The sequence below is a fragment of the Actinacidiphila sp. bgisy145 genome (assembly GCF_057708125.1).
Map to the genome: position 1 here is coordinate 128972 of NZ_JBYIRL010000006.1, position 22276 is coordinate 151247.

A 22276-nucleotide genomic window follows, 5' to 3' on the forward strand; every position below is an offset into this window, starting at 1 on the left:
GGCCCGGGCCGCCGACCGCAGTCGACGAGAGAGGGAACCGTGCGCGTGCACAAGACGAGCAGAAGACGCGGGGTCGCGGCGATCGCGGCCTCGCTCCTGGTGCTCCCGCTGGGCGTCCAGGCCGCCCACGCCACCGCGGGGGCCGGCACCGCGCCGGCCGTCGGGGGCTACTGGGGCACCTCCTACGAGGCAGGCGCGGCCCGGCCCGCCGGGTTCCCGGCCGCCGGACCGGCCACCGACCTGCGCGGCGAGACCACGCAGGTCAACACCACCGTCCAGTCGGTGGCGTCGAACTACCCGAACGCCACCAGCACCACCGAGCACGTCCAGAGCCTGACCGACGACGACAGCTCGACCAAGTGGTACGCCAGCGGCAGCGGCCAACCGACAGCGGACCACCCGGTGTACGCCATCTACACCCTCACATCGGCCGCCGCGGTGACCGGTTACTCGATCACCTCCGGCAACGACACCCCGCCGCGCGACCCGCGGGCGTGGACGGTGCTGGGCAGCAACAGCGCCTCGGCCGCCACCGATGCCGACGACCCGTCGTGGAAGACGCTGGACACCGAGAGCGGGCAGAGCTTCGGCGCCCGCGGCCAGACGAACTTCTACCCGGCCGCCGGCACCGGCGGCTACCGCTACTACCAGCTGCGGGTCACCGCCAACTGCGCCCAGGACTGCACGGGTTCATCCGGCGACTACAGCAAGTTCCAGATCGCCGACTGGACGTTGCGCACCTCCGCGGGGACCGCGCCGAGCGCGCTCGGCGCGTCCGTGGAGGACGCCGAGTCGGTCGGCGCGGCCGCCGGCACCGGCGCCCTGCGGTATGCCGGCCGGGTGCTGCACTCCGGTGCCGCGTCCTCCTCGGTGGTGCTGCAGTCAGGTCTGGACGTGCCGCTGGCCGCGGACTCGACGCTGAGCTACGCGATCCGCCCGACGGACGCGGCCTCCGCGTACGCCGCGCTCGACGTGGTGTACACCGACGCGAACGGCCGCCACACCAAGCGGCTGAGCGCGCTGCGCGGGGCGCGCGACTCCGCCGGGCACCCGCTGCGCGCCGCGGCGCAGGGCAGGGCGCTGACCCCGGGCACCTGGAACACCGTGTCGGTCGGCCTCGGTTCGCTGGCGGGCAAGCACGTCCACGAGGTGCTGCTCGACTACGCCGACCCGTCGGCCGCGGCCGGCGCGGTCTCCGGCTGGGTGGACGCGGTCTCGCTCGGCCACCAGGCGGTGGACACCGCGACGGGCTGGGACTATCTGGACGCGCCAGGCGTCGACCCGGCGGGCGGCGCAGCCGACCGCACGGCGTGGACGCGGCCGGACTTCGACACCGGCAGCGCGCCGTGGCACACCGCGGCCGGCCCGTTCGGCGCCAAGGACGACGGCACCGACCTGGGCGCGGGCTTCCCGGTCACCACCAAGCTGGACCTGCGCAAGAACGGCTCGACCGGCGACGACCTAGAGGCGTACTTCTTCCGCACGTCGTTCACCATGGACCAGGCGACGCTCGACTCGATCACCGGCCTGGTCGGCAGCGTGGTCTACGACGACACGGCGACGATCTACGTCAACGGCGCCCGCGTGGCGGGCTGGAACGACGGCAAGATCACCACGAACCTCCAGTACGAGACGCCGGACGGCACCGCGGGTGCGGGCGACCCGGTGGCGTCCGCGTTCGCGATCCCGGCGGCCGACCTGCGGGCGGGCACCAACACGCTGGCGGTGGAGGTCCACCAGTGCAACAGCACCAGCTCCGACGTCTACTTCGGGCTGCCGTCGCTGGCCCAGACCGACGCGTCGCTACCGTTCAGCGACACCCAGCTGAACACCTCCTACGCCTCGGACACCCAGCCGTCCGCGCCGGACGGCGGTGACTACTTCACCTGGCTGCTGCGGTCGTTCACCGACGCGGAGAACACGCCGAGCATCATGGGCGCCAACGCGGTGCTGCCGAAGGGCACCACCTACGACCAGCTCACCGCGCTGGACGACCGGACGGTCGTCGACATCAACAACGCCTACCAGTCGGTCGCCGACCCGCAGGTGCAGAAGGCGCTGGTGGACGGCGCGAACAGCCCGTACAAGACGATGGCCGACGGGCTCGGCAAGGTACTCGGGCCGCTGTACCTCCAGGCCCTGAAGGACGGCGAACTGCCCAAGACGCAGGCGCTGTTGAGCGGGCGGATCGAGCACACGCCGACCTCGTCGGCCGACTGGTACCAGACCGCCAAGAACACCTACCAGTACAAGCGGCCGTTCGTGCGGATGGGCTTCACCGGCGACAGCGGCCTGATCAAGCAGTGGGACAGCGCGAGCGGTTACGCGGGGCTGGCCGGCGACGGCTCGTTCCCGAGCGGCCACACCAGCCACGGCTACGCGCAGGGCATCGTGATGGCCACGCTGCTGCCGCAGTTGGCGCCGCAGATCCTGGCGCGCGCCTCGGAGTACGGCAACAACCGGATCGTGCTGGCCTTCCACTACCCGACCGACATCATGGGCGGCCGGATCGTGGGCGAGGACACCGCCCAGATGCGCTGGTCCGACCCGCGGTTCCGGTCGCTGCTGGAGCAGGCGCAGAGCGAGGTGCAGACGGTGCTGGCGCAGAAGTGCCGCGAGGTCGGCGCAGGTGACACCCTCGCGCAGTGCGTCGCGAACGAGCAGCCGTACCTCAGCACGAGCGACGCGCTGAGCGTCTTCCGGCAGCGGATGACGTACGGCTTCCCGCAGGTCGGCGCCACCGGCCTCGCACCGTCGGTGCCGGACGGCGCGGAGAACCTGCTGCTCACCGCGTTCCCGAACCTGACGGCGGCGCAGCGGACCACGGTGCTGGCCGCCACCGAGATCCCCTCGGGCTACGTCATGGACGAGGAGAGCGGCGGGGGCAGCTGGCAGCGGCTGGACCTGGCGGCGGCGATGACCGCGAAGGTCAGCGTCAGCCGGTCCGGGGCGATGACCGTGAACGGCGTCGCCGTGACCGCCGACGGGCGGCCGGCGCACCGCTGAGCCGCACGACAGCCGCACGGCACAGCGCACGCGCGGGCCCGGCACCGGGGCATCTCCGGTGCCGGGCCCACACGGTGTCCCGACCCTGTCAGCTGGACAGCGGCTCGGCGGTCACCAAGCCACAGGTCCAGCGTCGATTGCTCCCCCGTCACGCTTGCCGTCGGTGAGGCAGAGTCTCCATCCCCTCGTCATGAGGGCGATCCGGTAGATGCGCACGGAGTGCCTCGCGGCGCGCACGTCGGTGAGGTAGCGCTCGACCGCCGCGCTACGACGCGGGCGCGGCGGACCGACGTACGCGATGGTGAGCGCAGCCCCAAGCATCGCTCGGCACTCCATTCCCGTTCGCGGGCAGTGCGCCATGTCCCCGTGCAGACCGGACTCTGCGCCGCCAGCTGGCAGGCCCCGGAGTGCCCGCAACTCATGAAGGGCAGGTTTGCAAGCCTAGGCTGTTCAGTTTAGGCTTAAGGTATGAGTGAAGCTGAGAACCGGCCGAGCGAGGCGCCGGCCGTCCGCGAGACGGCCAATCGGCTGCGGATGGCCATCGGCGCGTTCAAACGCCGCATCCAGGAAGTGACGACTGTTGATGAGCTCACCAACCCGCAGCTCACCGCTCTGTCACGGCTCGACCGGCTCGGCCCTATGACGATCTCCGACCTGGCCAGGCGCGAGCAGATCACCCCGCAGGCGATGGGGGCGACCATCGCGAGCCTGGAGGAACTCGGCCTGGTCTCGCGCAGCCCGGACATGACGGACCGGCGTCGCTCGCACCTGAGCCTCACTCCGGACGGTGAGGTAGCCGTCCACTCCGGACGCAATGCCGTGGTCGACAAGGTCACAGCAGTCCTCCAGGACTCCTTCGCCGACGCGGACATCGAAACCCTCTCCGCTGCGGCGCCCCTGATCGAGCGGCTCGCGGAACTCCTCTAGCACCAACTTCCCCGCACCACCGGGAGGCTCAATGCCCGCACCATCCGGGGCCCGCCCCTCCGTCGCGACCCGCGACACAGCGATTCTGCGGGAGCGAGCGTTCTCGTGGCGGTTCACCACCCCGCTGTTCATCGGCTCGGCCCTCAACCCCGTCAACAGTTCGCTGATCGCCACCGCCCTGCTGCCGATCGCGCACGGCATCGGCGTGCCGATCGGCCAGACCGCGGCACTGGTCACCGCCCTTTACCTGGCCAGCGCGATCGCGCAGCCCACGGCGGGCAAGGCCGCCGAGGTCCTCGGACCACGCCGGGTCTTCCTGGCCGGGACCATCCTGGTCGCCGTCGGCGGCCTGCTCGGCGGACTGGCCCAGGACCTGATCACCCTTCTGATCAGCCGCGTCCTGATCGGCCTTGGCACCTCCTGCGCCTACCCGACCGCCATGCTCCTCATCCAGCGCCGGGCTCACGACGCCGGACTGGACAAGCCACCGGGCGGCGTGCTCGGCGGTCTGCAGATCGCCGGCATCGCCACCGCCTCCCTCGGCCTCCCGCTCGGCGGCGTCCTGGTCGGCGGACTCGGCTGGCGCTCGGTCTTCCTCATCAACGTGCCGGTCGGGCTGGTGGCCCTCGCCGCGACCCTCCTGTGGGTCTCGCCCGACGGGCCGCTCAAGCACCCGCTCCGACCGCGCGAACTGGCCGTCCGCCTGGACGCCGTCGGCATCACCGGGTTCGCCACCGCGATGATCGCCCTGCTGCTGTTCCTGTTCTTCCTCCCCACCGCGCACTGGTACCTGCTGGGCGTCTCCGTCGTACTGTGGATCGCCCTGGTGCTGTGGGAACTGCGCGCCACCGCCCCCTTCCTCGACGTGCGGATGCTCAGCTCCAACAAAGCGCTTTCCAGCACCTACCTGCGCTTCGGCCTGGCCCTGCTGTGCCAGTACGTGGTGCTGTACGGCATCACCCAGTGGGTCGAGGGCGTGCGGGGCCTGAGCGAGACACAGGCCGGCCTGCTGCTGCTCCCGATGACGCTGGTCTCCGGCCTGATCATCTCGCCCGTCGCGCGGCGCAACCTGGTCCGCGGACCCGTCGTCGCCGCCGCGATCGCCTGCGTGGTCGGCTCCGCCGGGGTGCTCGTTCTCAGCGCGTCCGCCTGGATCGGCTGGGTCGTGGTCATCACCCTCTTCTTCGGCCTCGTGGTGGGTTTCGCCGCCGCGGGCAACCAGACCGCCCTGTACGCCCAGGCGCCGCCGGACCAACTCGGCACCGCCTCCGGACTGCTGCGTACCTTCGGCTACGTCGGCTCGATCGCCTCCTCGGCCATCACCGGACTCGTCTTCCACACCAGCGTCAGCGACTCCGGCGTCCACCTGATCGCCTGGATCATGATCGGCGTCAGCCTGGTCCTGCTCCTGCTCTCCGTCCTCGACCGCACCCTCCCGAGCAGGACCGCCGCCTAGATCCCCTCCCCCGGGGGCCCGCGCGGCGATCAACCGGTCGGCCGGCCCGGCCGACAACCCACCAACCCACCCAGCAGAGAGAGAACACACCCATGACGGACACCCGAACCCCCATCGACCCGACCCGTACCGCTCTGGTGCTGATGGACTTCCAGCCCGGCGGCCTGGGGATGTTCCCGGACTTCGAGACGCTGCTGGCCCGCGTCGGCGATGCGCTCGCCTGGGCCCGCAAGACACAGGTCCAGGTGTGCTTCGTGCGCGTCGCCTTCACCGAGCAGGACCACCAGGACATCCCGCCGCACAACAAGACCTTCGCTCCCGTGGGACAGCACAAGCTCTTCGGTGCCGACACCCCCGAGACGCAGGTCCACCCCTCGCTGGACGTCCGGGAGGAGGACCTGGTGGTACGCAAGACGCGCGTCGGTGCCTTCAGCACCACTGACCTCGACACCCGCCTGCACGCGCGGGGCATCGACACGCTGATCCTCGCCGGCATCGCCACCTCCGGCGCCGTGTTGTCCACCGTGCGGCACGCCGCCGACGCGGACTACCGCACCTTCGTGCTCGCGGACGCCACCGCCGACCCCGACGCCGAGATCCACCGGGTCCTGACCGAGAAGATCTTCCCCACCCAGGCCGACGTCATCACCACCCCCGACCTGCCGGCCCTGGCGGTCTAGGCAGGGCCGGCACCCACACGGTTTCGGGTGGTGGATCACGGGAGGTACTACCTCGCCATGAGTTTGTCCGGCCCCGACGGCTTGCGTGGAGTCGTGATCAATGATCCGAGGCGTCTCACTCTCCCCCGGCCTTCGGCCTCATGGCTGCCGCCCCGGCGCTACATCCACCCGCACCTGACAGCGCACCACGAGAAGCGACGCCCGAAGACACAAGAGGCGGCTCGGGCGCCGCTTCGACTGTACGGCCCGTGCTCGCCTTGCGTTGATGTGTCCCAGGCAGGTACGGCGAGATGTGCGCCAGGTCTTCTCCGGCGATCTCCCATCCCTCCTCCACAGGTACCGCCGATCTCCGCGCTGTCCAGGGGATCGTGGAAGCTCACCGCGTTGGTGGGTAGCGCGTTGTACTTCGTCGCCTTCTCCTGCTCGACGGGGTCGTTGTCGTCGATGTCCCCGCTGTCACCGAGGCCATTCCACTGGAACCGGTTGACCGACTCCACCTTGTTGATCGCCGCGGTCACCCAGCGGCGAAGCGGCGCATCCGAGAGGCAGCGCAGGAGCTGTACGGTGCGGGATCACACGGCCGGCGCCACGTCGCCGGGCGGCGCCGCGTACCGTCGGGGAATGCCGAACGACCTCGACGCCCTGCGGAGCCTCATCAATTCGCCGCCGTACCGAGCGGCATTGGACCGGGCGCTGACGCTGAGCGGGCTGACGCTGAACCCCGTCGAGCATCCGATGGTCACCGCGATCGACGCAGAGTCGCTAGGCCTCGCCGGAGTGACGGTGGCCGAACTCGCCGATCTGGTCACCGAACACGCAGAGCCTCTTGCCCGCTACGTACGGCTGAAGATGCAGGCATACGGCAAGGACACCGAGGAGGAAGGCGTCAACCGCGACCCGGAAGACCCGGCCGACGACAACCTGGTGGAGCTGGACCCGACCCCGGGGTTCCTGGTCGGGCACGCGCTCGAACTCGTGCTGCTGATCGACCGGCCGCGGGAGTTCCCAGCTTACGCGCGCCAACAACGCATCCCCCACGCGGCGCGGTACGCCTTTGAGGTGCAGGCCCTTGCCAAGGAGGCGCTCCGGCCCTGCCGTTCGTCTGCGGGCGATAGGGGCGGGTGCGTTTGTGAACGATCCCGGCGGCGCTGAGGGTCTGGGTAAACGGTGTGGACAGAGCTGTAACCGATCACGGGGCTACCGCCTTTACGCGCGTCGGTTGTGGCTTGCCGGTTGTCGGCGGCCTGCTGCGGGGCCATGACCCGTGTCCGCCGCCGTCCGGGATGTTGCCGAGTTTCTTGATGTCGGCGTGGCCCAGTTCGCCGGGGCGCTCTCGCTCGTAGCGCCGAATGACTTGCCCGGTAGGACGGTCCATCCAGCGCAACCGGTTGAGTTGGTGGCGTGCCAGCACGCGATGAACCGTAGAGACAGGTGCGGCCAGAATCGGTCCAATCCGTGCGGGGCCGAGCTTCCGTTCGCGGCGCAGCGCGCAGATGCGTCTCTCAACGTCGGCGGGGGTTCGGCGTGGTGTCGTCAGAGGGCGACTGGAGCGGTCGTGCAGCCCCGCGTCGCCTTCAGTCCGCCAGCGGCGGACCGACTTGTAGGCCGTAGCGCGGGATATACCCATCTCGTCTGCCACGTGGGCGGCGGGCCTCCCGGCCCGGACCCGGCCGATCAGGAGTCGTGTGCCATGGATGGCCAGGCGAGCATTTGGGTGGGGCATGAAGACCTCTGCAATGTGGTGAACCTGTGCACCGCCACCCTCGGGAGGGAGGGAGGGCAGCGGCGTCAGGTGGGTAGTCAGGCTGGAGTGAGGTGAGGGCGTGCGGCCGGGCCGTCTGGCGTGCGCGGGGCGGCGCCCTGATGTGGGCTTGTCCGCCGCGACGGCACTGTTGAACAGATGCGTGCCTTGTTCCTGCTGGCTGCGGGCGTGGCCGCTGTTTCCGGCTATCCGCGTAGCGTGCCTACCAGGTGGCCTGATGCCAGGACGTGCCCGGCGAGCTGCGGGAGCAGGGCGTCGAGGTCCTTCGCCGCGGAGGCGTCGGTCGCCGTGTCGAGCGCGTAGAGATGGAAGTGGTAGTGATGCGTGCCATGGCCCGGCAGCGGGCGGGGACCTTGGTAGCCGCCTCGGCCCCGGTGGTCGGGCAGATAGGTGAATCGCGGGTTGTCCTCGGTGAGCTCGCCCATCTCGATACTGGGCGGCTCGGGTGCGAAGAAGGCGGCCATGTGCCGTGCCGGCCTGGATGTGGGGGTGTCGGTGTCTTCCATCACGAGGAGCATCTGCCGGGTGCCTGCGGGCGGTTCTTCCCAGGACAGGGCCGGGGAGATGTTGGGGCCGAGGTCCATGGTCGCGTGGTGCGACGGGATCGTTGCGCCGTGGGTGAAGGCGGGCGAGATGAGGCCGAGCGTGCCTGTTGGGGCGGTGGCCAGTTCGGGGGCGTTGCTGATGCTGTGCGTGGTGCCTGCGCGCTTGCGGCGCAGCAGCAGGCCGAGCGGGTAGAGAAGGATTGCGAGCAGTTTCATCGGGGGGTTCCTTCGGTTGCGGTGCCGGAGTTGTCGGCAGTATCGGAGTCCTTGTCCTGGGACACGGTGGTGGGGATGGTGCGGTCGAAGAGGGTGGTCAGAACGGTGAGGGCGCCCAGGGTGAGGACGACCCAGCCCATGTGGTGGAAGCCGGCGTCGGTGACGTGGTCGCCGAAGCTGAGGGCGATGACGCTGGAGGAGAAGATCGCGCCGATGTAGCCGAAGGTGCGGAACAGTCCTGCGGCGACGCCGACTTCGTCGGCGGAGGTCTGGACGAACAAGGTGGTCTGGTTGGCGAAGTTGCACAGGCCGTTGGGGAAGCCGAGGACGCCGGTCGTCAGCAGCACCAGGATCAGGGGGCTGCCCTCGTGTGCGGTGAGCATGAGGAGTCCACCCCCCATCAGCGCGAGGTTCCCGGTCAGCAGTGGCCCGCGCACCCAGCCGCGCAGGGAGACGAGGCGCGCGAGGATCATGCTGACCGCGGACATCGGCAACAGGATCAGGCCGGCCTGGAAGGAGGAGTAGCCCGCGCTGCCCTCCAGCCACTGGGTGAGGGAGTACATCGAGGCGTACACGCCCAGGCCCACCAGCATCTGGCGTATGTAGGTACGGCACAGCGCCGGGTTGCGGGCGAGGGCGCGGACGTCGATCAGCGGTGAGGCGGTGCGCCGTTCCCACCAGATGAACGCGGCGAGCGTGACGAGGACGATCGCCCCCAGTGGCCAGGCGGGGTGGTCGAGGTCGTTGAGGAACTGGAGCAGGCACACCACGGACAGGGCGAACAGGGCGATGCCGGGGGGGTCGACGGACGCGAGAGAGCCCTTGAGGCCGCGAGCTTTGGCGGGCGGGTCCTTCTCCACGTTCCTGGCGGCGAAGACCAGGGCGAGGGCGGCCAGGGGCACGTTGACGAGGAACAGGGCACGCCAGCCGAAAGCGCCGGCCAGAACACCGCCGAGTGGCAGGCCGAGCACGGCGACGATCTGCGAGGCGATGGAGAAGTTGCCCAGCACGGTGCTGGGCACGCCGGTCTTCAGCCGCTCGGCCCGGCGGCGCACCAGCGCCATGGAGGCGGGGTAGCAGGCGGACGAGCCGATGCCGATCAGAGCGCGGGAGAGCAGCAGGACCTGGAAGCCGGGGGCGACGGCGCCCATCACGCCGCCGGCCAGGAGGATGGCCACGCCGCTGAGGAAGATCTTCCGGGGGCCGAAGATGGCGGCGAGCTTGCCCATGGTGGGCTGCATCACCGCGCTGCACAAGTACAACACGGACACCAGGGACGCGGCCGGGCCAGGACCCAGGTGGAAGTCGGCGGCGATCCCGGCGAGACCGGTGGCGATCATGGAACTGTTCACCGGGTTCAAGGACGTGCCCAGCATCAACGGGAACGCGAACCGCAGGCCGAACCCGTCATCGGAGGCTGCCGCCGGTTCGTCGGGCGTGCCAGGGCGCGAGGGAGGTGAGAGAGACATGGGGCCTCATCGGTCAGGGGGCGGAAGCAGTGCGCCAAAGCGGGGCGCCCCCGAAGACACATCTTTCTTAGTACGAAACATCTTCCTTCGTTATACTAAGGAACCGTGAGCGTGAACGCAAAATCCGGCGATCCGTCCGACGAGGGCACCCAGGTCCTCGGCAGCGAGTTGAGGGTCGCGGTGGCCCGGATCTACAGCCGCTTCCGCTCCGAACGCGGCGAAGGCGAGATGGCCGAGGCGGCTGTCATCGTGCTCACCGCACTCTTCAAGCAAGGCCCGCAGAGCCTGACCGAACTCAGCCGCCGCGCCCGGGTGACACCGAGCTCCATGAGTCAGACCGTCAACCGACTCGTCGCCGGCGGGCACGCGACGCGGCAGAAGGACCCAGAGGACGGGCGTCGAGTCCTCTTCCGCCTCACCCCTTCCGGCGCCGAAGTCGCTCGTGGAGCACTGGCAACGCGTCAGGACTGGCTGGAGGGGCAGCTCGCCCAACTGTCCGACGAAGAGCGACTGACGCTCCTGCAGGCTTCCCGAATCATGCGCCGACTCGCCGACGCCTGAAAATGGTGATGAGAATCGGTCCCGCCATGATGATCGAGCATTCCCGTGCCGGTACCCGGCCGCTCCGGGCCGGGTCGTCGAACGCCCGCCGCTGTCTCTGCGGTCAGTCCGTTTACAAGGGCGCGGCTGCGCCCTCCGCCATTGGCGCCGTCCTGCTCCCGCGAGTACTTGCTGGCCCCGTCGACTCCGAGCGGCGCCCCGCCCGCGAAGGCCGGGATGGAGCCCGAAGAGCGCTACTTCCCCGAACCGGCGGCCTGGCCCGCAAGCCGATACGATCCGCGCCGGTGATGCTCGCGCCGCTGGTCCAGCGGGAATCGCTGAGATCCGCAGGAGTGGTCACACACAAGAAAGACGGTGGACGCTTGAGCGCCAGGCCGCCTTCCGGCGCGTCTCCCCTGGTCACGCTGCCGTCCGGCGCCGTGACCGGCGTCAGGTCCGGCCTGTCCGCCTCTCGCCGAGGCGTTTCATGACGCGCTGCATCTCGGCCGGCTCCATGGGCGGCAGGGGCGCTGGGGTGGCCGCGCCGGCGCGGAGCCCGTCGAGCAGGAACGACAGATGACGCCGCCAGATCTCGGGCTCGTCGGCGAGCGCGGATGCCTCCAGGATGCCGGCGTTGCCCCAGGTGATGAAGACCAGGTCTTCCGCTCGTAGGTCCGATCGCAGCGAGCCGTCCTCCTGCGCTCTGGCGACGATCGTGCGGATGTTGCGGTAGTGCCGCAGCTTTACCGCGCGGCACGCGGGCATTCCGTCGAGCTGAACGGAGAGCAGGTCGTTGAGGCCCCGGTTGGTGCTCTCCAACTCGGCGGTCCGCTCCAGGAACGTCGCGAACGCGGTCCACGGGTCCGGCTCGCGCAGCGCGGCTTCGGACAGTTCCGCGTGCTGCTGGACGGCCTCGACGAGTACGGCGTCGACGAGTACAGCGCGTTCGGGGAAGTGCCGGTAGAGCGTCGCGATGCCGACGCCGGCCCGCCGAGCCACTTGTTCCAGGCTCATCCCGAGGCCGTGCACCGACAGTTCCGCCCGCGCCGCCGCCACCAGTACTTCGCGGTTGCGCACCACGTCCTTGCGGACAGTCCGGGCGGGTTTGGCAGGCATGCCGCCCACCCTAGAGCTTCTCCCCGCTTGCGGCCGACGGGCTGCGGCATATGCCCGTGGGTTCGGCTAGAATCAAAACGGAGGGGCCCCTACGTATTGAGCGGGAAGTCACGCACCGCCGCCTGCCAGCCCGGCATCCGGACCACCGTCCGTGACGACCCCGCACCTCATAGACCCGAACCACTCTCACGACAAGGACACTCCGCATGCCGTCACCCGCCGAACCTCTGATGAACGCCGTGCAGATCGACGCCTGGGGCGGACCGGAACAGCTCATCCAGCGACGCGTCCCCCGCCCCGTTCCGGGCCCAGGGCAGGTGCTCGTCCGCGTCCGGGCGGCCGCCCTCAACGCCGTTGACCGGCGCGTGCGGCAGGGCTACATGGACGAGCAGCTGCCCCTCCCCTACACCGGGGGCAGCGACTTCTCCGGAGTGGTGGAGGCGGCCGGGGACGGTGCGGATCTCCCGCCCGGTACCGCCGTGTTCGGCGCGCTGTGGCCGACCAGCGGCGCCTACGCCGAGTACACCGTTTTCGACGCGGCGGATCTCGCCCGCAAGCCTGAGGGGCTGGGTTTCGACGAGGCCGCGGCGCTGCCTGTCGCCGGAATCACCGCGCGCGTGGCTGTTCTCGACGACGGCCGGGTACGACAGGGGCAGCGCGTCCTGGTCCAGGGTGCTGCGGGCGGGGTCGGTCACCTCGGTGTCCAACTCGCCAAGATGCAGGGCGCGCATGTGATCGCGACGGCGTCCCCGGCCAACCATGACTTCGTCCGGGCGCTCGGCGCGGACGAGGTGATCGACTATCACGAACCGGGCTGGGCCGCGCGGCTCGACGGCCTGGATCTGGTCATTGACGGGGTGAGCGCCGCGAGCCTGTCTGCTCTCTATCCGGCGATCCGACCGGGCGGCCTGGCGATCAGTCTCTTTGATCCGCCCGTGCCGCCACCCGGCGGGTTCGAGGCCCGGCTGGTCGGCACGCTCGCGGTGGCCCGACAGCCGCTCCGGGCGCCGCTGGAAGCGCTCGCCCGGCTCGTCACCGAAGGAACCCTCCGGGTCGAGGTCACGGCCGCCTATCGGCTCAGCGAGATCGCGGCGGCCCAGGAGACCAGCGTCCGGGGCAAGGCCGTGGTGCGTCCCTGACGCGCGGGAAACCGCCCAGCCCCTCTCTGAGAGTCTCGGCCGAGGCACCCGGTTGGCCGGGTTGGTCCGAATGGGCGAGATAGGAGATCCCCTCGGCATGGCCAGCACCACTCCGATACCCGCTGCCGGTGACCAGCCGGCGCCGAAGCCGAAGCGGCGGACGTTCTCCGCGGAATGAAGCGCGTCGCCCAGCCGGTGGCCGATGAGGCGTTCGCGAGCGCGCGGGTGGGGACTGCGGCGGCCTGCCAGCTGACCGGGCCCCTCGCGCGCCACCCACTTCCGCCACCTCAACCCGAAGCCGAAGCCCCAACCGTGCCCGAGACCCACGCCCGCCTCGGCTCTCTCACCTGCCGAGCGGGGCGAAATCCTGGCGCTGCTGAACCGGCCGGAGCACGCCGATCTGCCGCCCTCTCAGGTCCGGGCACCTGAGCTGGACGCCGGGAATTACTGGTGCTCGCAGCGCACGATGTACCGGATCCTGTCCCTCGCCGGGCAGAACGGCGAACACCGCCGCCACGCCATCCACCCGTCCAGGACAGTCCCCGAACTCGTCGCAACCGGCCCCTCGCAGGTGTCCACCTGGTACGTCACCTGACTGCCCGGACCGGCCAAGGGCATCTGGTTCCACGCCCACGCTATCTACAGCCGCCACATCGTCGGGCACACCGGCATCGTGCCCGAGACGGTGCACGCCGACCGCCGCACCTCAATGACCAGCAAGAGAGGCTCCCAGCTTCCCATCGATCTCGCATACAGACCTCACTTGGCTTGACAACTACTGTTCTGGCGGAATCATGTACCGCTTGTCCGAGAAGCGGTCCGGGAAATCGTCGATCTCCCGCTCGCTCAGACGCCGAGCGCTACTCCGCCCACGAGGGTCGACGACCCTCACCACGTTCCGTCACCCGGATACGAGACGGAGCAGTCCCGTTCGACGACATTCGTGACGTCGACCAGGCGCCTGAGTTGCTCTACGACCAGTGCGAGGCGCTGTGGCTCCGGCAGGTCCAACCGCAGGCGCAACGACCACCGATTCCCCGTGCCGCGGGCGGCCTGGATGCCGCTCACGGGCACGCGCCGCTGGGCCAGCAGCCCACAGACTTGCGCAGGGACCAACGGGCTGTCGGTAGCGGTCAGATGCAGCAGATGTGTCGACATTAGTGTCGCGGACTTCCGGGTCGGGCTTCGCGGTTGGCTCCGGTGATGCCGGCGGCCAAGGCGAGCAGGAGGCGGGGGGCGTCATGTCTGTTCAGGCGCAGCCGTACGAAGTGGCCTGCCGTCCGGTCGCGGGCCTTTCGCAGAGAGGCCCGCAGCTCACCGACGGTGCGCACGTCGTGGACTTGTGCCCCGGCCGCGCCCAGGGCTCTGGGGACCAGCGACCAGTCCCATCTGACAATGTCCTGATAGGAAGCATCGGGGCTCTGAATCTTCCGCTCCACGGTGTACCCGTCGTTGTCGAGGAGGAAGACGACCGGCTTGTTGTCCTGGCCAAACAGGCGTCCGAATTCTTGTACGGTCAACTGGGCGGCGCCGTCGCCGACCAACAGGACAGGTCTGCGGTCCGGGCGGGCAAGCGCGGCGCCGAGAGTGGCAGGGATCGTGTAGCCGATGGACGACCACACCGGCTGGCCGAGCAGGTCGCTGCGCTCGGGCAGGGTCAGGTCAAGCGCGCCGTAGAAGGCAGTGCCCGCCTCGGCGATCACGATGGTGTCAGGCTCGAGCCACTCCTGCAGTTCCTGCCACAGGGTTTGCTGGTCGAGGGGTGCTGACTGCGGCCTGCGCCCGGTCGGCCGGTCACGCTCGTCCGGCTTGACGCCTGACACCGGGGTGAACTTCGTTTCTGCCATCGCCAGGCGCAGGCTCGCCAGAGAGTCCGCGAGCCGTACGCCGGGGTAGACGGCGTGGCCGATCCTGGCGTGGTCCAGGGCAAGCTCGACTGCGTTCTCGGGCGTGTAGCCGTGGGTGAAGAAGCCCGTCATGAAGTCGCTGACTGCGGTGCCGACCATGACCAGGAGCGCGGCTTCGTCCACCAGCCTCCGCGTGCTGGCCGTCAGCGTTTCCGCGCCGAAGTAGGTGCCCAGGCTCGCCGGGTGGCCTTCGTCCAGGATCGCCTTGGCCCCGGCCTGGGTGGCGATACGGACGCCGGGGAACCCGGCGAGGGTCTCGATGTCCGGTTCCAGGCCACGGCGGTGCACGCCGTGTCCGACGAGCAGCACGACTCCGGGGACGTCGTCCAGGCGCGCCCGGAGCGCGGACTCGAAGGCGGCGACCGCTGCGGGATCGCTGGCTGCCGGGGTGATCTTCGTGTGCAGCCGGTCGCTGGGCACGAGGGCCTGCGCGACGTCGAGCGGCACTCCGATGTACACGGGCCTGCTCTTGGTGAGCATCGTGGTGAGGATGTCGTCGATGGCGGATGCGGGGTCCTCCCCCAGCACCACTTGCGCTGCGGTCACCTCGTCGAACATGCGGACGAAATGGTAGTGGTCGCCGTCGAGCAGCGAGTGGTGCACGCGGGCGCCGGACAGGAGTGCCGCGCGGGGCGGCATCCCGACGATGTGGGCGACCGGCACGTGCTCTGCGAAGCTGCCCGCGGTTCCGTTGATCGCCGACAGTTCGCCGACGCCGTAGGTGGTGACCAGCGCTCCGACCCGGCGGCCTGCCCGCGCGTAGCCGTCCGCGCTGTAGGCGGCGTTGAGTTCGTTGGCCGAGCCGGTCCAGGTCAGGCCGTCGGCGGCGAGGATCTCGTCGAGGAGGTTGAGGTTGAAGTCGCCTGGCAGGCCGAAGACGTGGCCGGCGCCGAGCTGCTTCAAACGGGTCGCCAGATAGCGGCCGACTGTCATCATGGGAGGTGTCTCTCCGGAGTTCATCGGTCAAGACCGGTCGCGGGCGGCCTGCAGGCGGGCGTTGACGATATCGGCCGCGGCCGTGCCGGCCGGGATGCCCGCCTCGGCGGAGCGGGTCAGGATCTCCCGGGTGGTGTCGCCGACGCGGCAGATGTCGTGAAGGACCTGTTCCGGTGTGTGGCCGAGGAGTTCACCGCCGACCTGGATCACGCCACCTGCGTTCGCGACGTAGTCCGGCACCCAGGTGATGCCCCGCTGGAACAGCAGCGCGCCGATGTCGCCGGTGGCCAGCTGATTGTTCGCCGCACCACAGACGAGCGATGCCTGCAGTGCGCCGACGGACTCTGCCGTCAGTGTGGCGCCGAGCGCGCAGGGAGCGTAGACGTCCATGGCCACACCCGCCAGCGAGCCGACGACACGGACCGCGTCGCCGTGCTCCGCCACCCGGCGGACGGCCTCGTCGCTCGGGTCGGTGACGACCAGCGTCGCGCCCTCCTGCCGAAGCAGGTCGACGAGTACGCGGCCGACCTTGCCCAGGCCCTCCACCCCGACGGTGCGCCCGTTCAGCCCGTCGGATCCCCAGGTGAACTCTGCGGCGGCCCGCATCGCGTGGAAGACGCCGAGCGCGGTCGACCCACCACTGTCCCCTGATCCGCCCGCGGCGGCGTTGCGGCCCACCACATGCGACGTTGCCCGGCCGATGACGTCCAGGTCGTCGGAGTCGGTTCCCACATCGGCGGCGGTGACGTAGAGCCCGTTCAGCCGTTCCACGAACCTGCCGTAGGCGCGTAGCAGTTCGGGTGTCTTGGCGGTCGTCGGATCACCGATGATCACGGCCTTGCCCCCGCCGAGAGGCAGGTTGGCGGCGGCATTCTTGAAGGTCATGCCCTGCGACAGCCGCAAGCCGTCCCGCAGGGCCTCGGATTCGGTGGCGTACGGGTAGAACCGCGTACCGCCCAGGGCCGGGCCCAGGGTGGTGTCGTGGATGCTGATGATCGCCTTCAGCGCGGACGCATCGTCGCGACAGAACACGATCTGCTCGTGTCCTGCGGCGGCAAGCTCGTCGTCACGTTCGAAGACTCCCTGTCGGAGAGTCAGGATGTCAGCAGACATGCAGGTGCACGCTCCCCATAAGCGGCGACAGAGCGATGTGCAGTCTGCGCGCCATGAACGGATATGAACAACGAATTGACAATCAAATACTGTGATAGCCTCACATCACAGTCAATAAAATCGCTCACAACATGGCATCTTGCTCATCTGCAAGCTCGGCCGGGAGTCGGAGGTGCGCACATTGGCAGCCATCGACCAGTTGGACGTCGAGATCCTGGCCAGGCTGACGGAGAACGCCCGCACGGGCATCGCCGAGATCGCGGCCGCGCTCGGCGTCAGCCGGGCAACCGTGCAGATCCGGATGCGCCGCTTGGAGAACGAGGGGATCCTGCTCGGCTTCCAGCCGATCATCAACCTTCCGGCGGTCGGCATCCCCCTGCAGGCGCTCGTGAGCCTGGAGGTCGACCAGCGGCTCCTGCCGTCGATCGTGCGGGGTCTGCGGGAATTGCCGTCCGTCCTTGAGGTGCGGATCCAGTCCGGGCGGGAGGACCTACTCGTGCACGTGGCGATCGAGTCGCTCGAAGACCACCAGAAGCTCACGATAGCGATCGTGGCGATCGACGGGGTGCGCAAGACGACCTCGACGTTCATGGTGTCCACGCCCGTGCCGTACCGGGTGCAGCCGCTTCTTGAGGAGGTGGCACGGGGCACAGGGTGGGGACGGTCGACCCCGGCCGCCCCCCGATGACGCCACCCGAAGGGAACCCGCGGCCCAGGCGGTGCCGTCGGCGACCGGTGGGTCTCGCACCATCAGGTGGCGTCGTTCCTGAACGCCTCGTACTCAGCCAGGCGTGGCGCGACCTTCCCGGCCCGCGATCTGCTCGAGCACCTCGGGCAGGCGCACGGTGCCCACCAGGTGCCCCTCGTCGGGCCAGACGGTGAGGGTGCTTCCGGACACCGCGCCGTACTGGAACTGCACGTGGGCAAGAGGGACATTGGTGTCGTGGGCGCCCGCGTGGAAATGAACCGGCACGGCGATCGACGCCAGGTCGAAATCCCATGGACGGGTGTAAAGCCACAGGTCATAAGCCGGCCCGAGCGAGTCCCTTGCTCCCATGAACGCCTGCGTCTCGGCCATCGCCGCCATGAACGACGGCCGTGCCTTCATGGCGGCGAGGTCCTGCGCGGGAGTGGCCGCCAGCATCTCGTCCATGGAGATCACCGGCGCCCCGGACGCGGCCGCTTTTCCGAGGAAGACGTCAACGCCGGGAATCGCGGACGACGGTCCGAGGGCAGCCGCCTCGAAGAACCCGCGGTTGATGGGGTTCATGGCGGATCGGGCTTCCACGCTGTCAAGCGGCCCGACCCCGCAGAGCACATATGCCTCGGCGACCCGGTCCGGAAGTCCGGCCGCGCAACTCAACGCGTACGGCCCGCCGCCGGAGGCCCCGACGACGCTGAAGCGCTCGATGCGGAGCTCATCCGCGATGGCGGCGACATCGCCGGCCCAACTGCCGATCGTGCGGTGCGGGTCGAAGGCGGAGTCACCGATACCCGGCCGGTCAGCCGAGATCAACCGGACGCCGTGCTGCTCGGCGGACCTTTTCGCGCCATCCCACATGAGGCGGCACGCCGGTGACCCGTGGAAGTGGAAAACGGCGGGTCCTTGCGGATCTCCGAATTCGTCCCAGGCAAGCGTCCGCCCGTCGGGCAAGGAAAGCGTGTGCATCGGGAGATGCGGTGTCGGCTCGGCCGACTCGGGCTCGGTGTGGCTCAATTTCCTCATCCTATTCCCTGACAGTCGAAGTCGAACCGGCCTTTTCAGCAGGCGACCGGCTCGCGGTGTCGTTGGCTGACTCGGTCGACGGCGAACCGACCCCCTATGGACACCAGTTGCGGGGACCGGAGCACAGATATGTCCTGCAGCGGATCGGACCCGACAAGCACGAGGTCGGCCTGCTTGCCCACTTCGACGGTTCCGGTGATGTCGTCGATCCCCAGGTTCGTCGCGGCCCGGCTCGTCGCCGACATCAGAGCGTCCATCGGGGACAGGCCGATCTGGACCATGAGAGTCAATTCCCGCACCAGATCGGTATGAGGGTTGAACGGGGTACCGGCATCGGTTCCGGCGGAGATGTTCATCCCCGCCCGGACCGCGGAGGCGAACATGTCCGACACCCGCTCGCTCACCGCGCCCGCCTTGTCCAGCATCCAGCCGGGCGCTCCACCAAGCGGACCGTGCTCGACGATGCTGCGCACAGCCAGCAAGGTGGGGACCAGGAACACCCCCCGCTCCCCGGCGATGTCGAACAGCTCTTCATCGAGCCAGAATCCGTGTTCGATCGAGTCCACGCCCGCCAGCAGCGCGTTCTTGATCCCTTCGCGACCGATGGCGTGCGCCGCAACCCGCTTGCCCGCGGCGTGGGCAGCGCGGGTTGCCGCCTGGAGCTCGTCGAGCCCCAGTCCCGTCTGGCCGGGATCCACGCCGGGCGTGACGATGCCGCCGGTCGACATGATCTTGATGAAGTGTGCGCCATCCTTGATTTCGCGGCGCACCGACCGGCATACGGCATCGGCTCCATCGGCCTCACGGCCCATGAAGTGCCCGTGCCCGCCTGTCATCGTGATCACTCGGCCCGCGGGGACGATCCGCGGCCCTGGCGTCAGTCCCGCGGCGACGGCTCTGGCCAGCTCCACGACGACGCCATCGCGCGCACCGCAGTCCCGGACCGCCGTGATGCCGCATTCCAGGGTGTCGGCTGCGTTACGCGCCGCGCGCACCGCTGAGAGCGTTGTGGAGTCACTCGCCACCTGCTGTGCCAGATCCCCCGTGCAGGCCCCGACCAGGTGGACGTGTGAGTTGACGAGGCCGGGGACGAGCGTCATGCCGGCGCCCTCGATCACCCGGCCGCGCTCGAACGGCGGGGCGAGCTCCGCCGGCCCCCGCCAGGCGACTCGCCCGTCGTCCACGACCAGCGCCTGGTTCACCTCTCGCGGCGCACCGGTTCCGTCGATGACCGCGACATTACGCAGGGTCCAGGTCTTGTCGTTCACTTCAAGCCTCCCTCAGCGGTGTCCCGGTCGTCTCGATGAGGCGCAACGACCGGGGTCCGCACCCTCTTTGACACAGGCGGAGGCCTGTGTCCCATTGGTCGTCGGGCACGGCGGATGCCGGCCCGGATGTCGCTTCGGCTGCCGGCAGCCCGTCAGCCGCGACGTGCGCGGGGCAGGGTGACGGCGCCCAGCGCCGCGACGGCGGCCACGGCGAGCGCCACGGCCGACATGATTTCCATCCCGTGCCGGGACGCGATTGGCAGGCCCACCAGCAGAGAGCTGGCCAATATGCTGCCGCCCACCTGAGCGCCGAACGTGGAGCCTGTGTTGCGCACCATGAACACCAGTCCCGAAGCGCTCGCGACGCGGTCACCGGGCACGTGCTCGGCCAGCAGGTTGAGCGCCTCGGTCAGTCCGAGCCCTAGCCCTGCTCCCATCATGACGGTGACCACGATGAGGGCCGGAAGCGCGAGGCTCAGTGTCAATACGAGCATCGACCCCAGGAGCAGCAGCCCCGAGGCGATCATCGTCCCCCGAGCGCCGACGGTACGTCGGACATGGTGCGTGACTCCGGCGGCGACAGCGCCCAGAGCGCCCATGGGGAGAAGAAGCCAGCCGGCGAGCGTCGCGGTTCCGCCCAGGCCGTATCCCGTCGCCTTGGGCACCTCCGCGATCAGCGGGACGGCCACGAAGAGGGTCATATTGGCCCAGCCGACTGCGAAGGAGATCGCGCAGACGGTCAACACGACCCGGCCGCCGAGGCGCAGGTCGACCAGGGGATGGGCAGTGCGCCGCTCCCAGCCGACGAACGCGGCGAACAGGACTGCCGCGGCAGCCGCACACAGGACGAAGAGGGCGGAGGTCCAGCCGTGGGTCGGCGCCAGCGTCAGCCCGACGAGGAGAGTCGTCAGACTCACCCCGAGCAAGGCCGCGCCGGCGACGTCCACGGGCTCGCGCCGGCGGGCCGGAATCGACGGCACCACCTTGAAGGCCGCCAGCAGCAGCACCACCAGCACGATCAGCGGGAGGCGGTACAGCCAGCGGAAGTCCCACGAGTCGGTGACCGGGCCGGCCAGGAGGAAACCGATGGCCGATCCGACGGACGTGGCCCCGATGATCACGCCGTTCGCGCGCTTCAGGCGCTCATCGGGGAGGGACTCGCGGAATATGGCGATCGACAGCGGAATGGTCGTCAGCCCGACCCCCTGCAGGACCTGCCCGACGGCAAGGGTCTGGATGTCCGGGGCCACGGAGCCGACAAGCACGCCCACCGTCGCGATCGTCCAGACGGCCAGCAGGAGCGAGCGCTTGTTGCGCACGTCTGCCAGGCGGGTGACCAGCGGAGTGCTCACGATGCCGGCCAGCGTCAAGCCGGTGAAGACCCAGGTTCCGGCAGCAGTCGTGGTGTGCAGCGAGCTTTCGATCAATGGCACGGCGGGTCCCAGCATCGACTCGAGGACGGTGTAGACCGTCGCAAGCGCGGCCAGGACCGGGACGAGGAGCGGTTTTTCGATCGCGGCAACGCGATCAGAAGGCGAGGACGAAACGGCGGGTACGGTCTCGGGAGGATTCATGGAACGCTCCGAACTACGGGCACCCCAGGCCGGCCGGGCTGGAGCCGCTAGCAGGCGCGGGGAAGGCCGCCAAAAGTGTTCCACGTGGAACACTTTTTGGGAAGCTACAGACCCCGGATTGCGGAGATGTTCCAACTGGAACACTAGGAGGTTTCGCACCCCGTCGGGTGGGTTGGGAGCAGGCGGGCTCGTTCGCGGTCTCGGCTCAGGTGAGACGAGCGATGAGGTGCCGGAAAGCGGCGTCAACCCCTGCGAAGTCACCGGTGGTCACGAGGTCGAGAAGGAGGCCGCGCAGGGCGCCGACCGCCAGACGGGCCGACGTCGCCGCTTCAGGGCCGGCGCCGTTCGCCTCCAGGATCGAAGTAAGCCGCTCGGTCCAGGCGGAGACGATCCCGGACAGCAGCCCCTCGAAGTGCTCCCGGTCCGCCAGCGCGGTTCCCCAGTACTCGAACAGCAGGCGGAAGTAGTTCCGCAGCTCGGGTGAGGCGTTGTGCTCCCAGAACAGCTCCAGAACCGCCCGGCCATCCAAGGCGGAACTCTGCGCGAGCAAGTCGTCGAATGCCTCCGTTTCCCTGCGACGGAGCTCGGCAACGGCTGCCGAGATCAACCCGGGGAGGTCGCCGAAGTGATAGCTCAGCATCCGGTGGTTGCTGCCGATCTCGGTCGCGATCTGGCGCAGCGACTTCTGCGATATGCCCTCCTCAAGCAGGAGAACGATCACAGCGTCGAGAAGGCGATCCCGGGCTCTGCTTGTCCCACGCCGAGCCGTCGCCATGAGCCGAAACTCTAGCACCGGTCAAGGCGGCAGCATGTGGGGCGAGCCGGGCGACGTCTGCTGAGGGCCGTTCGTCGCCGCCGGTTGCAGCTGAGGATCTTGCGTGGCCGATGCGACCACA

18 protein-coding genes and 2 pseudogenes are annotated in these 22276 nt (G+C 69.4%); 9 read left to right on the forward strand and 11 right to left on the reverse strand.

Going from position 1 to position 22276, the window contains the following annotated elements; translation table 11 throughout:
* The first annotated feature begins 45 nt into the window (after positions 1 to 45).
* The 4 genes from AC3ERT_RS07975 (at position 46) to AC3ERT_RS07990 (ending at position 6069) form a co-directional block, all read left to right on the forward strand.
* Positions 46 to 3006 carry an acid phosphatase gene (locus tag AC3ERT_RS07975; RefSeq protein ID WP_435173396.1) on the forward strand — a complete coding sequence of 987 codons (2961 nt, stop codon included), beginning with the start codon at positions 46 to 48 and terminating at the stop codon, positions 3004 to 3006.
* A 468-nt stretch (positions 3007 to 3474) separates the two neighbouring features.
* Positions 3475 to 3933 (forward strand): MarR family winged helix-turn-helix transcriptional regulator, encoded by a 459-nt coding sequence (locus tag AC3ERT_RS07980; RefSeq protein ID WP_435126658.1) that lies wholly within the window; start codon positions 3475 to 3477, stop codon positions 3931 to 3933.
* A gap of 31 nt (positions 3934 to 3964) precedes the next feature.
* Positions 3965 to 5389: an MFS transporter gene (locus AC3ERT_RS07985; protein ID WP_435126662.1), complete on the forward strand. Its 1425-nt coding sequence runs from the start codon at positions 3965 to 3967 to the stop codon at positions 5387 to 5389.
* A gap of 92 nt (positions 5390 to 5481) precedes the next feature.
* Positions 5482 to 6069 (forward strand): cysteine hydrolase family protein, encoded by a 588-nt coding sequence (locus AC3ERT_RS07990; protein ID WP_435126665.1) that lies wholly within the window; start codon positions 5482 to 5484, stop codon positions 6067 to 6069.
* A gap of 158 nt (positions 6070 to 6227) precedes the next feature.
* Here the strand turns inward: AC3ERT_RS07990 and AC3ERT_RS07995 are convergent.
* Positions 6228 to 6626: pseudogene (locus AC3ERT_RS07995) on the reverse strand (Tn3 family transposase); the annotation flags it as partial.
* Between the two features lie 64 nt (positions 6627 to 6690).
* Here AC3ERT_RS07995 and AC3ERT_RS08000 point away from each other — a divergent pair.
* Positions 6691 to 7221, forward strand: coding sequence for a hypothetical protein (locus AC3ERT_RS08000; RefSeq protein WP_435126668.1), 531 nt, complete (start codon positions 6691 to 6693; stop codon positions 7219 to 7221).
* Here the strand turns inward: AC3ERT_RS08000 and AC3ERT_RS08005 are convergent.
* The 3 genes and pseudogenes from AC3ERT_RS08005 to AC3ERT_RS08015 form a co-directional block, all read right to left on the reverse strand.
* Positions 7160 to 7792, reverse strand: a pseudogene (locus tag AC3ERT_RS08005) (helix-turn-helix domain-containing protein); the annotation flags it as partial. The gene AC3ERT_RS08000 and the pseudogene AC3ERT_RS08005 overlap by 62 nt on opposite strands.
* Before the next feature lie 224 nt (positions 7793 to 8016).
* On the reverse strand, positions 8017 to 8592 hold the full coding sequence (locus AC3ERT_RS08010) for a YbhB/YbcL family Raf kinase inhibitor-like protein (protein WP_435173398.1): 576 nt from the start codon (positions 8590 to 8592) through the stop codon (positions 8017 to 8019).
* Entirely contained in the window at positions 8589 to 10061 is a 1473-nt protein-coding gene (locus AC3ERT_RS08015; protein WP_435173400.1) for an MFS transporter, read from the reverse strand. The genes AC3ERT_RS08010 and AC3ERT_RS08015 overlap by 4 nt, the downstream gene beginning before the upstream one ends.
* Positions 10062 to 10166: 105 nt before the next feature.
* Here AC3ERT_RS08015 and AC3ERT_RS08020 point away from each other — a divergent pair, with 105 nt between their 5' ends.
* Positions 10167 to 10622 (forward strand): MarR family winged helix-turn-helix transcriptional regulator, encoded by a 456-nt coding sequence (locus AC3ERT_RS08020; RefSeq protein ID WP_435173402.1) that lies wholly within the window; start codon positions 10167 to 10169, stop codon positions 10620 to 10622.
* A 429-nt stretch (positions 10623 to 11051) separates the two neighbouring features.
* On the opposite strand, the gene AC3ERT_RS08025 is transcribed toward AC3ERT_RS08020, so the two are convergent.
* Positions 11052 to 11717, reverse strand: a complete 666-nt coding sequence (locus tag AC3ERT_RS08025) for a TetR/AcrR family transcriptional regulator (protein ID WP_435126679.1) — start codon at positions 11715 to 11717, stop codon at positions 11052 to 11054.
* Between the two features lie 239 nt (positions 11718 to 11956).
* Between AC3ERT_RS08025 and AC3ERT_RS08030 the strand changes: the two genes are divergently transcribed.
* Positions 11957 to 12856: an NADP-dependent oxidoreductase gene (locus AC3ERT_RS08030; RefSeq protein WP_435173404.1), complete on the forward strand. Its 900-nt coding sequence runs from the start codon at positions 11957 to 11959 to the stop codon at positions 12854 to 12856.
* A 466-nt stretch (positions 12857 to 13322) separates the two neighbouring features.
* On the forward strand, positions 13323 to 13451 hold the full coding sequence (locus tag AC3ERT_RS08035; protein ID WP_435173405.1) for a hypothetical protein: 129 nt from the start codon (positions 13323 to 13325) through the stop codon (positions 13449 to 13451).
* A gap of 562 nt (positions 13452 to 14013) precedes the next feature.
* On the opposite strand, the gene AC3ERT_RS08040 is transcribed toward AC3ERT_RS08035, so the two are convergent.
* Together AC3ERT_RS08040 and AC3ERT_RS08045 are read right to left on the reverse strand one after the other, a co-directional pair.
* Complete coding sequence (locus tag AC3ERT_RS08040) at positions 14014 to 15699, reverse strand: alpha-keto acid decarboxylase family protein (RefSeq protein WP_435173407.1); 1686 nt, start codon at positions 15697 to 15699, stop codon at positions 14014 to 14016.
* Between the two features lie 27 nt (positions 15700 to 15726).
* Entirely contained in the window at positions 15727 to 16812 is a 1086-nt protein-coding gene (locus AC3ERT_RS08045; RefSeq protein ID WP_435173408.1) for a Glu/Leu/Phe/Val family dehydrogenase, read from the reverse strand.
* 139 nt (positions 16813 to 16951) lie between these two features.
* Between AC3ERT_RS08045 and AC3ERT_RS08050 the strand changes: the two genes are divergently transcribed.
* On the forward strand, positions 16952 to 17500 hold the full coding sequence (locus AC3ERT_RS08050; RefSeq protein ID WP_435173410.1) for an Lrp/AsnC family transcriptional regulator: 549 nt from the start codon (positions 16952 to 16954) through the stop codon (positions 17498 to 17500).
* A 93-nt stretch (positions 17501 to 17593) separates the two neighbouring features.
* Here the strand turns inward: AC3ERT_RS08050 and AC3ERT_RS08055 are convergent, their stop codons facing one another.
* From AC3ERT_RS08055 to AC3ERT_RS08070, 4 genes are all read right to left on the reverse strand, one after another.
* Positions 17594 to 18529, reverse strand: coding sequence for an alpha/beta fold hydrolase (locus AC3ERT_RS08055; RefSeq protein WP_435173411.1), 936 nt, complete (start codon positions 18527 to 18529; stop codon positions 17594 to 17596).
* 44 nt (positions 18530 to 18573) lie between these two features.
* Positions 18574 to 19806 carry a metal-dependent hydrolase family protein gene (locus AC3ERT_RS08060; RefSeq protein WP_435126699.1) on the reverse strand — a complete coding sequence of 411 codons (1233 nt, stop codon included), beginning with the start codon at positions 19804 to 19806 and terminating at the stop codon, positions 18574 to 18576.
* A 152-nt stretch (positions 19807 to 19958) separates the two neighbouring features.
* Complete coding sequence (locus tag AC3ERT_RS08065; protein WP_435173412.1) at positions 19959 to 21380, reverse strand: MFS transporter; 1422 nt, start codon at positions 21378 to 21380, stop codon at positions 19959 to 19961.
* Between the two features lie 205 nt (positions 21381 to 21585).
* The gene (locus AC3ERT_RS08070) at positions 21586 to 22101 is read right to left on the reverse strand and encodes a TetR/AcrR family transcriptional regulator (RefSeq protein WP_435126705.1); all 516 of its coding nucleotides are present in this window, start codon (positions 22099 to 22101) and stop codon (positions 21586 to 21588) included.
* Between the last annotated feature and the right edge of the window lie 175 nt (positions 22102 to 22276).